A 12413-nucleotide genomic window follows, 5' to 3' on the forward strand; every position below is an offset into this window, starting at 1 on the left:
GCCGCCAGCGTTCGTCCTGAGCCAGGATCAAACTCTCCGTGAATGTTTACCGGTCATCCGGTGCAACACCACGAGAGCGGAACCAGGAGAGGAATAGTCTCCCGGTTCACAGCGTCCTCGCTGTGTTTTTTCAAAGGAACCTCGCCCCAGCTGATGCTGGAGACGGGGTATCAACATATCTGGCGTTGATTTTTGGCACGCTGTTGAGTTCTCAAGGAACGGACGCTTCCTTTGTACTCACCCTCTCGGGCTTTCCTCCGGGCTTTTCCCTTCGGTCTTGCGTTTCCGACTCTATCAGATCTTTCCGATCCGATTTCCTCGGTGCTTTCCAGGTTCCCGCTCTCGCGTTTCCCTTTCCGGCGGTTCCGACTTTATCAGAAGTTCCGGGCCGGACTGACCGGCCACTCATTTCCGAAATCATCGGGAGAGGCTTCTCGGGAATCAATGTTCCGCCGAAGCAGATAGATGCTCACTTCGCCCGGCTGGACTCTCATCCACTTCCAGGCAACTGTTCGAATCTACCTCCCCGTCGGCTCCGTGTCAACGGCTCCGGTGGGGCGAAGAGGAGACTAGCAGCTCAGGAGGCGTGCCCGCACATCAGGCGGCTGTCGGAACCGTGGCGCTGCGTTCGGCTGTCTCGAGGTCGCCTGTCTCTCCGGTGCGCGCGGCACGACCGCCGAGGACAAAGACGTAGGCGAGGAAGGCCAGTTCAGCGACGACGCCAATGGTGATGCGTGCCCAGGTGGGCAGGCCCGACGGGGTGACGAAGCCTTCGATGGCGCCGGATATGAAGAGGACCAGGGCTAGGCCGATTGCCATGCCGATCGCGGCCCGGCCTTCCTCGGCGAGGGCTGAGCGGCGGGTGCGGGGACCCGGGTCGATGAGGGTCCAGCCGAGCCGCAGTCCGGTGCCGGCGGCCACGAAGACCGCCGTCAGTTCGAGCAGACCGTGCGGGAGGACGAGGCCCAGGAAGGTGTCCAGGCGGCCTGCCGAGGACATCAGGCCGAAGCCGACTCCGAGGTTGAGCATGTTCTGGAAGAGGATCCAGAGGACCGGGAGGCCCAGGAAGACGCCCAGGATCAGGCAGAGGGCCGCTGCCCAGGCGTTGTTCGTCCAGACCTGGGCGGCGAAGGAGGCCGCGGGGTGGCTGGAGTAGTACGTCTCGTACTGGCCGCCGGGGCGGGTGAGCTCCCGCAGTTCGTCGGGGGCCGCGATGGTGGCCTGCACTTCGGGGTGGGTGCCTATCCACCAGCCCAGGAGGGCCGCGACGAGGGTGGACAGGAGTGCCGTGGGGACCCACCAGTGGCGCGCTCGATAGACCGCGGCCGGGAAGCCGTACGCGAGGAAGCGGGTGACGTCGCGCCAGGAGGCGCGTCGTGTGCCTGTCACCGCGCTACGCGCGCGTGCCACGAGCTGGCTGAGCCGGCCGGTCAGCTGGGGGTCGGGCGCGCTGGACTGGATCAGCGACAAGTGGGTGGCGGTGCGCTGGTACAGGGCGACGAGTTCGTCCGCCTCGGCTCCGGTGAGGCGGCGCTGGCGTCCGAGCAGGGCGTCGAGGCGGTCCCACTCGGCACGGTGGGCGGTGACGAAGACGTCGAGGTCCATCTGCTTTCCTGCTCCCCGGCTGTTCGTCGGCGACTCGTCGTTGGACGTCAGCTTGTCGTACTGCGGCGCGATGCGCCCTCAGCTTGGCAGACTGGCCATTCCGAGGGCAGGTCAGGGGAAGGACGGTCGGCGTGAGTGAGCTGGTGACGGGCGAGGCGGTGGCGCTGGAGTTGCGCCCGGCGAAGCTGCCCAGCAGGGCGCTTGCCGTGCTGCTCGATCTGGCCGTGGCGTTGATCGCCTACCTCGTGGTGACGACCGGCGTGGTGATCGCCACCGCTTCTCTGGACGAGGCGGCGCAGACCGCGCTGTCCATCGCCATGTTCGTGTTGGTGCTGGTCGGCGGGCCGATCGCGGTCGAGACGCTCAGCCATGGGCGTTCGCTCGGGAAGCTTGCCTGTGGGCTGCGGGTGGTGCGGGACGACGGCGGACCGATCCGTTTCCGGCACTCGCTGGTGCGGGGCCTCATCGGCGTGATCGAGATTCTGATGACGCTCGGTGTCGTGGCGGTCATCGCGTCGCTGGTGTCCGCGCGCGGGCGGCGGCTCGGTGATGTGTTCGCCGGGACTCTCGTCGTCCGGGAGCGCGTGCCTCTCGCGCGGTCGGGCTTCGTTCCGCCGCCTCCGCCGTGGCTGGCGGGGCGGTTCTCGGGGCTGGACCTGTCGGCCGTTCCGGATGGTCTGTGGCTGGCCGTCCGCCAGTACCTGACGCGGATGCAGCAGCTTGATCCGCAAGTCGCGTGGAGCATGGGCGAGCGGCTCGCGGCGGACCTGGCGGGGCGCACGGGCGCTCCGGCGCCGCAGGGCGTGCCCCCGGCCGCCTATCTGGCCGCGGTGCTTCAGGAGCGCCAGGCCCGGGAGGCGCGGCGCGCCTTCGGTCATGGGGCGGCTGTGGCTGCGCCGCCTCCGCCCGGGCCTGCCGCATACGGCGGAGGTGTTGCTCCGGCAGGCGGTTCCTATGCGGCGCCGGCGGGTGCTGGGCAGTCACCCGTCACGCGGGACGTCGAGCGGGACGCCGTACGGCAGCCCACCGCTCCTGCGTCGCAGCGCGCGTCCGCCTCGGACGACCCGCCGGCCACGGGCTTCGCTCCTCCCGCCTGATCGGCACGTTCGTTCTCCCGCCTGATCGGCACGTTCGTTCTCCCGCCTGATCGGCACGTTCGTTCTCCCGCCTGATCGGCACGTTCGCTCCTCCCGCCTCATCGGCGCATTCGCCTGCTGCTTGATCGGCTCATGTCGGCATCGACGGCGGTGACTCCAGGTCCTCCAGCTCGATCCCGGGGGCCGCGAGGACCACGTCGCCGGCGATGTGGACGGCGTGCTGCTCCCCCGTGTCCAGGGCTGTGACCTGGTATTCGTCCACGGTCAGGGGGCCGTTGTCAGTGGCGTGTGTTTGTCTTTCCACCAGGGCCCAGGACTGGTCCACGGTGCGTGGGGCGAGCACCGGATCCGTGAAGGCCACGAGCCGGACACGGGTTGCCGATGCGGAAGGGGTGAGGCGCAGGAGACGGGTGGTGGCGATGAGGAACGCGGGGGACGTGCCGGTGAAGGCGTGGGCGCGCACATTGCCTTCTGTGGCGTGGTCTCCGGTGGGGTCGGTGCGGACCCAGGTGACGCCGTCGAGGGCGGCGCCGCGTACCTGCCAGCCGCCGGCGTGGAGTTCGAGACGGATGGGGCGGCCGAGTTCGTCCAGGGCGAGGTCGACGGAGCCGCTGTGATCGCCGGTGGGGCTGGTCACCTGGGCGACGTAGCGCCAGCCGGAGGGGCCGGGGGCGCAGTGGAAGTGTTCTTCCGCGAGGGGGGTGTGATCGTGCGGATCGTGGAGCGAATAACGGCCGCGGGGCATCGGGGTCCTGGGGCTTGACGGACGGGCTGGTCCCGGCCACTTCGGCTGATGAGGCTACGTGGGCCGGCCATAGGGGCCGAAGAGGCAGGCCCCCGGCACGGGGGTGCGGGGGCCTGCCTCGGAGGTGCTGCCGCTGCGAAGCGGGGTCGTGACGTCCGGCCGGATTGCTCTCACCGGTGGTTGCCGTACGAGCGGTGGCGTACGGCAACCCGGCTCAAGCGGTCCGGTCGGGCGGGACCGCGGTCCGCTCCGCGCGGGACCGCGTTCCGCGGTGCCGCGCTCCGTGGCCGACTCGGCTCAGTAGCGGTAGTGGTCCGACTTGCTCGGCTCAGTAGCGGTAGTGGTCCGACTTGTACGGGCCCTCGACCTCGACGCCGATGTAGGCGGCCTGCTCCGGGCGGAGCGTCGTCAGCTTCACGCCGAGCGAGTCCAGGTGGAGGCGGGCGACCTTCTCGTCCAGGTGCTTGGGCAGCGTGTACACGCCGATCGGGTACTCGTCCTGCTTCGTGAACAGCTCGATCTGGGCCAGGGTCTGGTCCGCGAAGGAGTTGGACATCACGAAGGACGGGTGACCGGTGGCGTTGCCCAGGTTCAGCAGGCGGCCCTCGGACAGGACGATGAGCACCTTGCCCTCGGGGAAGGTCCAGGTGTGGACCTGCGGCTTGACCTCGTCCTTGACGATGCCCGGGACCTTGGCGAGGCCGGCCATGTCGATCTCGTTGTCGAAGTGGCCGATGTTGCCGACGATCGCCTGGTGCTTCATCTTGGCCATGTCCGAGGCCATGATGATGTCCTTGTTGCCGGTCGTGGTGATGAAGATGTCGGCCTTGTCGACGACCTCGTCGAGGGTCGTGACCTGGTAGCCGTCCATCGCCGCCTGGAGCGCGCAGATCGGGTCGATCTCGGTGATGATCACGCGAGCGCCCTGGCCGCGCAGGGACTCCGCGCAGCCCTTGCCGACGTCGCCGTAGCCGCAGACGACCGCGGTCTTGCCGCCGATCAGGACGTCGGTGGCGCGGTTGATGCCGTCGATGAGCGAGTGGCGGCAGCCGTACTTGTTGTCGAACTTCGACTTGGTGACGGCGTCGTTCACGTTGATCGCCGGGAACAGGAGGTCGCCGTCCCGCTGCATCTCGTACAGGCGGTGGACGCCGGTCGTGGTCTCCTCGGTGACGCCGCGGATCTCGGACGCCAGCTGGGTCCACTTCTGCGAGCCGTCCGTGATGGTGCGGTGCAGGAGTTCGAGGATGACGCGGTGCTCGTCGGACTCCGCGGTGTCGACGTCCGGGACCTTGCCGTCCTTCTCGTACTCGACGCCCTTGTGGACGAGGAGGGTGGCGTCACCACCGTCGTCCAGGATCATGTTCGGGCCGCCGGTGGGGGTGTTCGGCCAGGTCAGCGCCTGCTCCGTGCACCACCAGTACTCCTCCAGGGTCTCGCCCTTCCAGGCGAAGACCGGAACGCCCTGCGGGTTCTCGGGCGTGCCGTTGGGGCCGACGGCGATCGCGGCGGCGGCGTGGTCCTGGGTGGAGAAGATGTTGCAGGACGCCCAGCGGACCTCGGCGCCCAGGGCGACCAGGGTCTCGATGAGGACGGCGGTCTGCACGGTCATGTGCAGGGAGCCGGTGACGCGGGCGCCGGCCAGCGGCTGGGCCTCGGCGTACTCCTTGCGGATCGCCATCAGGCCGGGCATCTCGTGCTCGGCGAGGGTGATCTCCTTGCGGCCGAACGCGGCCAGGGAGAGGTCGGCGACCTTGAAGTCCTGTCGGTTCTCGACAGTCGTCATTACGAGCTGCTCCTCGGGGTCTGGGTCGAGGGTGGGTACGGCTGGTCTGCGCGGCGGCGGACACCGGGGTGCCCGAAGAGGACACAGGCATGCCCGCGTACGCGCAGCGCAGTCCGTCGGAGGCCCTCTCTCCCTCGGTCGGTCCTGTCGGGACCGCCCGACCGCCATCAGCAGCGACGTCTGGCTCTGACCCAAGCTACACCGGGACGCCCGGCCGTCCCCAGTCCACCTCCGAAGAGATCGAGCCATCGAGGGGCACCGGGCCGGGGAGGAAGAGGGGCCGTTCCGGCGGGGCCGGCAGGTCAGGTGACGGTCGGGTGCGGGAGCGATAACAGGACACCAACGAACGGTTCACAGGTGGCGGCAGACCGGGATGTTCCGGGTACTCCGCCCCTTTGAGCTTGCGGGCAGGTGGGGCAGGATGCCCTGCAGATCGGAACATCTGATCGATCTTGTGGGACGCCCGGGACGGCGTTTCCGCACGACAATGGCGTTAGGAGATCGACGTGACCAGTCCGGCCGGCCCTCCCCCCACGGGCAGCGGCGGTGGTGAGCAGCAGCGGTTGAGGCTGCTCGCGGTGACCGCATGCCCGACCGGCATCGCCCACACGTACATGGCGGCTGAAAAGCTCGCCCAGGCCGCCGAGAGTCGCGGCATCGACATGAAGGTGGAGACCCAGGGATCCATCGGGGCTGAAAACGTCCTCGATGACAACGATGTCAAGCACGCTGACGGCATCATCGTCGCCGCGGACAAGGACGTGGACCTGAGCCGTTTCGCGGGCAAGCGGGTGCTGACCGTGGGCGTGGCCGAGGGCATCCGTCACCCCGAGGAACTGATCGAGCGTGTGATGTCGGCACCGGTGCACACGCCAGGGGGTGCCCCCACGGCCCCCGCGTCCGGTGGCGGCAAGGAACGGAGCGTCGGGTACAAGGCGCTGATGAACGGGGTCAGTTACATGATCCCGTTCGTCGTGGTCGGCGGGCTGCTGATCGCGATCTCGCTGTCGCTCGGCGGGCACACGGACCCCTCGGGCGGTCTGGTCATCCCGAAGGACTCCTTCTGGATGGACGTGAACAACATCGGTGTCATCGGCTTCACGCTGATGGTGCCGATCCTGTCCGGTTACATCGCGTACGCCATCGGCGACCGGCCCGCCCTCGTGCCCGGCATGGTCGGTGGCTGGATCGCCAACACCGGTGAGCTGTACGACTCCAAGGCCGGCGCCGGGTTCATCGGCGCGATCGTGACCGGGTTCCTCGCCGGGTATCTGGTGGTGTGGATCAAGAAGATCGAGGTCCCGAAGTTCGCGCGGCCGATCATGCCGATCATCGTGATCCCGATCGTGGCGACGACGGCGCTCGGCATGTTCTTCATCTACGTCATCGGCAAGCCGATCTCGTGGGTGTTCGAGAACCTGACCGACTGGCTGAGCGGGATGACGGGCACGAGCGCGATCCTGCTCGGGGCGATTCTCGGGCTCATGATCGCGTTCGACATGGGCGGACCGGTCAACAAGACGGCGTTCCTGTTCGGCGCCGGGCTCATCGCGACCGGCAACCAGACGGTCATGGGCATGTGCGCTGCCGCGATCCCGGTCATGCCGCTCGGCCAGGGTCTGGCCACGCTGCTACGCAAGCGGCTGTACACGGAGCAGGAGCGGGAGACCGGGCTCGCCTCGCTGTTCATGGGCTGCTTCGGCATCTCGGAGGGCGCGATCCCGTTCGCGGCGGCGCGGCCCGCGCAGGTCATCCCCGCCAACATGCTGGGCGGCGCGGTCGCCGGTGCGGTCGCCGGAGTGGCCGGTGTCGAGGACGCGGTGCCGCACGGAGGGCCGATCGTGGCCGTGCTGGGTGCGGTGAGCGGGGTGCCGATGTTCTTCGTGGCCGTGGTGATCGGTTCGGTCGTCACCGCGTTGACGACGGTCGCCCTCGTCGACCTGGGTGAGCGCAGGCGGCGCGGGGAAGCGGGCGTCGCGATGGGCGCGGGTGCGCGTGAGGCTGTGCTGGTGGGGGCCGAGGTCGGGGCGACGGGTGCTGGTGCTGGGCTGGGCGCGACCGGTGCCACAGTCGTCGGGGGCGTGCCGAAGCAGGCCGGCCGCCCGGCTGAGTCCGCCGACGCCGCTGTGCCGGGCGACCATGCCGAAGGGGCTGACACAGCCAAGGCGGTCGAACCGGCTGACGAGGCCGAAGTCGACGACGACTCGAGCAATGTCCTCTCCGGCTATCTCACCGAGCAGACCGTGAAGGTTCGGCTCGGTGCCGCCGACAAGGAGTCCGCGATCCGTGAGATGGCGGAGTTGCTGGGGCGGACCGGGAAGGTCGTGGATCCGGAGGAGCTGGTCGCGACGGCGCTGCGTCGGGAGGCGCAGGGGACGACCGGGCTCGGCGAGGAGATCGCGATTCCGCACGCCAAGACGGATGCGGTGAGTGCGCCGGTCGTCGGTTTCGCGCGGTCCGCGGAGGGCGTCGAGTGGGGCTCGCCGGACGGTACGAAGGCGAGGCTCGTGTTCATGATCGCCGTACCGGAGGCGGCCGCCGGGGACGAGCATCTGCGGATTCTGGCGCTGCTGTCGCGGAAGTTGATGGACGCGGAGTTCCGGGAGCGGCTGCTGGCGGCGCCGGACGAGCCGGCCGTGCTCGCGGTGCTGCGCGAGGTCGGTTAGCCGCGTCGAGCGGGTCCGCGTCCAGGAGTTGGGCGCGGGCCCGCACTGCCAGGTCACGGAGGCCAGCTACGCTCCCGCCCGCAGAGGGGTCGCAAGGTGACGGGCCCTGTGAGGAGAGGTCGTATGGGGAGGGGTGCAATGTCCGGGGCAGGGCGAAGACTTGGGGTCGCGGCCGTCGTAGTGGGGGTCCTGGGGCTGGTGTTGGGGCTGGGCGGGCTCGCGTATGCGCGGGTCGGTCTCGGTGGCGCCGTGGTGTCGAGCGAGAGCATGAGGCCGACGTACGGGCCGGGTGACCGGATCTTTTACGAGCGGACCGACGGGAGCGAGGTGCGGCGCGGTGACGTGGTGCTGCTCTCGGCGCCGGACCGGTACGGCTTCGACGCCCTCGTGGTCAAGCGGGTCATCGGCGTGGGCGGCGACCGGGTGGCCTGCTGCAGCGGGACGGGGACGGCCGCGCGCGTCACCGTGAACGGGAAGCCGATCGAGGAGCCGTATCTGAAGGGCGGGGAGGCGAGCGGCGGGTCCGGGATTCCGGCCTACGACGTCCGGGTTCCCGAGGGGCGGCTGTTCCTGCTGGGTGACAACCGGGGGAACGCCCTTGATTCGCGGGCCTTTCTCGACGACCGGGGCGGCACCTTCGCCGAGTCCGAGATCCGCGGGCGCGCGAGCGACAGCTACGTCGTGCCCGCCCTCATCGGTACGGCGATCATGCTCGGGGTGGTGCTGACGCTGGTCGCGGGCGGGCTGGGGATCGCCGCCCGGGTCGTACGGCGGCGTGGGCGCGCTCCGGTTCCGGTCGCCCCTGACTGGCATCTGCCGGCCTGACGCCCGAACCTGCACGGCGCCAACGGCATCACGGCAATGACAACGGGGCCCGCCGATCGACTCGGCGGGCCCCGTTGCCGTACGGGTCAGTGATCGGTGCCGTGCTGGGCCGGACCCCCGGGTGTGGCCTCGCGGTCGGCGCCCTTGGCCGCTTCGGCCTCGCTGTAGATGTCGGGCTCCAGGTAGATCACGCGCGCGATCGGGACGGCCTCGCGGATGCGGGCCTCGGCGGCGTCGATGGCGGAGGCGACCTCGGCGGCCGTGTCGTCGTGCTTCACCGCGATCTTGGCGGCGACCAGGAGCTCCTCGGGGCCGAGGTGCAGCGTGCGCATGTGGATGATGCGGGTGACCACGTCGCCGTCGACGACGGCGGCCTCGATCTTCTCGACCTGCTCGGCGCCCGCTGCCTCACCGAGCAGCAGCGACTTGGTCTCGATGGCCAGGACGACCGCGATCAGGACGAGCAGGATGCCGATGCAGACCGTGCCGATGCCGTCCCAGACGCCGTCGCCGGTGAGCAGCGCCAGGCCGACGCCGCCCAGGGCGAGGACCAGGCCGACCAGCGCGCCGAGGTCCTCCAGGAGGACGACGGGCAGCTCGGGGGCCTTGGCGTGCCGGACGAACTCCTTCCAGGACTTCCTGCCCCGCAGGACGTTGGACTCCTTGATGGCGGTACGGAAGGAGAAGGTCTCGGCGATGATCGCGAAGACGAGGACGCCGACCGGCCAGTACCAGTGCTCGATCTCGTGCGGGTGCTTGATCTTCTCGTAGCCCTCGTAGAGGGCGAACATGCCACCGACGGAGAAGAGGATGATCGAGACGAGGAAGGCGTAGATGTAGCGCTCACGGCCGTACCCGAAGGGGTGCTGCGGGGTCGCCTCGCGCTGGGCCTTCTTTCCGCCGACCAGCAGCAGGGCCTGGTTGCCGGAGTCCGCGAGCGAGTGCACGCCCTCGGCGAGCATCGACGACGAACCGCTGAACGCGAACGCCACGAACTTCGATGCCGCGATCGCGAGGTTGGCGGCAAGTGCCGCCACGATCGCCCTGGTACCGCCTGACGCGCTCATGTGTCGCGTTGTCCCTTCGCCTTCGTAGCCTTCGTGGTGCACGCGGCCCTCGTGACCTGACGGCCCTGATGGCTTCTCACGTACGCCGTGCGGGGCGTCGCCGAGGGGAGCCTCGCCCCCGATCGGCTTTGCCCGTCCTTTGCCGGTGGGCCATTGTTGCAGCCCGGTCCGTCTGAAGCGCGCCGGGTCGTCGGATGCCCTCGGTCAGGCGACGACCGTGGCCCGGAAGACCGTACCGGCCCCGGACACTTCGGCCTTTTCGCCCGCCGGTACGAACACGGAGTGGCCCGGCGTCAGCTCGTGCTCGCCGGCGCGGACGGCACCGGCCGTGCAGAGCAGGATCTGCGGGGTCGCGCGGGTGAGGTCGTGGGCGGTGGTGCCCTCCGGGAGGACGTACCGGGACAGCCGGAACTCGTCGATGGGGGTCTCGTAGACCTCCTCGCCGTCCGGGGCGGCCTCGGGGCGCAGCACTCCCGCGTCGCCCGCCTCGAAGCGCACGATGCGCAGGAGTTCGGGGACGTCGACGTGCTTGGGGGTCAGGCCGCAGCGCAGGACGTTGTCGGAGTTGGCCATGATCTCGACGCCGAGGCCGTTCAGATAGGCGTGCGGGATGCCGGCGCCGAGGAACAGGGCCTCACCGGGCTGGAGGCGTACGTGGTTGAGGAGCATCGCGGCGATGACGCCGGGGTCGCCCGGGTAGTGGTGCGCGATGTCCGCGTAGGGGGCGTAGTCGCCGCCGAGGCGGGAGCAGGCGACCGCGGTCTCCGCGACGGTGTGGGCCATCTCGTCCGGGTCGGCGCTGAGGATCGCGGTGAGCACCTCGCGCAGGGCCGCTTCCTCGGGGTGCGCGTGCAGCAGGTCGACGTACGGCTTGAGGGAGTCGATGCCCAGGCCGTCCAGCAGGTCGGCGGTGCGCAGCGGGTCGCGGAAGCCGCACAGACCGTCGAACTCCGTGAGCGCGCAGATCAGTTCGGGCTTGTGGTTGGCGTCCTTGTAGTTGCGGTGGCCGGCGTCGACGGGGATGCCGCGGGCCTCCTCGTCCGCGTAACCCGCCTTCGCCTGCTCCAGGTTGGGATGCACCTGGAGGGACAGGGGGGCGCCGGCGGCGAGGATCTTGAGCAGGAACGGCAGGCGCGGCCCGAACTTCGCGACCGCCTCGGCGCCCAGTTCGCGCTCCGGGCCGGCCTCGATCACCTCGACGAGCGTGCCGCGCTCGGTGCGCGAGGGCGCGCCCGGGTGCGCGCCCATCCACATCTCCGCCTGCGGTTCACCGGTCGGCTCGACGCCGAGGAGCTTCGGGATCGCGGTGGTGGAACCCCAGGCGTAGGGGCGGACGGTGTTGTCGAGGCGGTCCATACGGTTGTCTGCCTGCTCTCTGCGGGTAGGCGGGTTCTCTTCGGGGAGGACGCCGGTTCGCCTGGTGTACGACTGCCGGTTCCGCGGGCGTACGGCTGTCAGGGCGTCCAGGGACAGATCAGGCCCCCGAGGCGAGCGCCAGGTAAACGGCGGCGAAATCCGTGATGGCGATCAGTTCGGCGAGGGTCTCCAGCTCACCGCCGGGCTCCGGTTCCAGCTCACTGATCGGTGTGTCGTGGCTGAGGGCGAGGTCCCGGGCCGCGGGCGCGGCGGTCAGGCCGCCGATCGGACGGTCGCGCAGCAGGACCACGCGCGCGTGCAGGGCCGGTGTCTCCTCCACGCGGTCGCGGAAGAAGTCGTCGGGGTTCGCGCTGGCCGCGAGGCGGCCCGCGAGCAGGGCACTGTGCGAGGCGAGTGCCTCGGGCAGTTCGGCGACGACGGCGGGGTGGCCGGAGAGCTCGGCGAGCGCGGCGGCGAAGCGGCGGCCGGCCGGACCGGCGGAGACCCCCTCGGTCCAGATCAGCGGGAGCGCGTCGGCGAGTTCGGCGGCGAGTGTCTTGGCCGGGTTGCTGTACGTCGCGATGGCGGGGCCACAGCGCTCGGCGATGTGGTCGAGACGGTCGGCGACCTTATCGACGGCCTCGGGCGGGGCGGTGAGCAGACCGGTGCGGTCGAGGAGCGCCAGCAGCGGGGTGAGCAGGGCCCACAGGGCGCCGGGGGCCGAGGCGGCGAGGGGCTCGTCCTGCTCGTACGGGGCGGTCGCCATCGGCACGAACAGGCCGTGGTTTCCGTGCATCGACTCGGTGAGCGGGGTGCCGGCGGGGGCCACGGCGACGACCGTGCAGCCGCGGCGGTAAGCCTGTTCGGCGAGCAGGGACAGGCCGGGCTCGGTGCCGTCGGGGGTGGCGATCAGCAGGAGGTCCACGGAGCCGGCCCAGCCCGGGAGCTCCCAGCGCAGGGCGCCCGCGGCGGGGGCCACGCCGGCCGGGGCCAGTCGGGTGACCGGGCTGGTGGCGCCGGCGAGGGTGCCGAGGAGGTCGGCCACGCAGATGGCGGCGGCGCCGGGGCCCGCGATGAGGATGGCTCGGGGGCGGCCGTCCGGTTTGAGGTCGTTCACTCCGGCTTCGATGGCGTGCCGGGCGGCGGTGCGGACGCGGGCTCCGGCTTCGGCCGCGCCGCGGAGCAGGGCACGGCGGTCGGCTTCGGCGAGCGCGTCCGGCGTGTCGAGCAGCGATTCGTCGAGCATGGGCGACGGCCTCCGATCGC

General features: G+C 70.2%; 9 protein-coding genes. 3 read left to right on the forward strand and 6 right to left on the reverse strand.

Annotation, left to right across the window (positions count from 1 at the left end):
- Positions 1–597 precede the first annotated feature (597 nt).
- Positions 598–1605 carry a stage II sporulation protein M gene (locus ACGFW6_RS24540; protein WP_393513658.1) on the reverse strand — a complete coding sequence of 336 codons (1008 nt, stop codon included), beginning with the start codon at positions 1603–1605 and terminating at the stop codon, positions 598–600.
- Positions 1606–1736: 131 nt separating this feature from the next.
- On the opposite strand from ACGFW6_RS24540, the gene ACGFW6_RS24545 reads away from it, so the two are divergent.
- Positions 1737–2702 carry an RDD family protein gene (locus ACGFW6_RS24545; RefSeq protein ID WP_393513661.1) on the forward strand — a complete coding sequence of 322 codons (966 nt, stop codon included), beginning with the start codon at positions 1737–1739 and terminating at the stop codon, positions 2700–2702.
- Between the two features lie 130 nt (positions 2703–2832).
- On the opposite strand, the gene ACGFW6_RS24550 is transcribed toward ACGFW6_RS24545, so the two are convergent.
- Positions 2833–3447 (reverse strand): hypothetical protein, encoded by a 615-nt coding sequence (locus ACGFW6_RS24550; protein ID WP_393513664.1) that lies wholly within the window; start codon positions 3445–3447, stop codon positions 2833–2835.
- 328 nt (positions 3448–3775) lie between these two features.
- A complete protein-coding gene (ahcY, locus tag ACGFW6_RS24555) occupies positions 3776–5233 on the reverse strand; it encodes an adenosylhomocysteinase (protein ID WP_393513667.1) in 1458 nt (485 codons plus the stop codon).
- A 506-nt stretch (positions 5234–5739) separates the two neighbouring features.
- On the opposite strand from ahcY, the gene ACGFW6_RS24560 reads away from it, so the two are divergent.
- Positions 5740–7899 (forward strand): fructose-specific PTS transporter subunit EIIC, encoded by a 2160-nt coding sequence (locus ACGFW6_RS24560; protein WP_393513670.1) that lies wholly within the window; start codon positions 5740–5742, stop codon positions 7897–7899.
- Positions 7900–8037: 138 nt separating this feature from the next.
- Positions 8038–8724: a signal peptidase I gene (gene lepB / locus ACGFW6_RS24565; protein ID WP_393513673.1), complete on the forward strand. Its 687-nt coding sequence runs from the start codon at positions 8038–8040 to the stop codon at positions 8722–8724.
- An 86-nt stretch (positions 8725–8810) separates the two neighbouring features.
- Here the strand turns inward: lepB and ACGFW6_RS24570 are convergent, their stop codons facing one another.
- The 3 genes from ACGFW6_RS24570 to ACGFW6_RS24580 all read right to left on the reverse strand — a co-directional run bounded on the left by ACGFW6_RS24570 (position 8811) and on the right by ACGFW6_RS24580 (position 12393).
- Positions 8811–9791, reverse strand: coding sequence for a cation diffusion facilitator family transporter (locus ACGFW6_RS24570; RefSeq protein ID WP_393513676.1), 981 nt, complete (start codon positions 9789–9791; stop codon positions 8811–8813).
- Positions 9792–9995: 204 nt separating this feature from the next.
- Positions 9996–11147 (reverse strand): mannose-6-phosphate isomerase, class I, encoded by a 1152-nt coding sequence (gene manA / locus ACGFW6_RS24575; RefSeq protein ID WP_393513679.1) that lies wholly within the window; start codon positions 11145–11147, stop codon positions 9996–9998.
- Between the two features lie 118 nt (positions 11148–11265).
- A complete protein-coding gene (locus tag ACGFW6_RS24580) occupies positions 11266–12393 on the reverse strand; it encodes an SIS domain-containing protein (RefSeq protein ID WP_393513682.1) in 1128 nt (375 codons plus the stop codon).
- Positions 12394–12413: the final 20 nt, after the last annotated feature.

Origin of the sequence: Streptomyces sp. Y7 (assembly GCF_043195415.1) — a bacterium.
Taxonomy (GTDB): Bacteria; Actinomycetota; Actinomycetes; order Streptomycetales; family Streptomycetaceae; genus Streptomyces.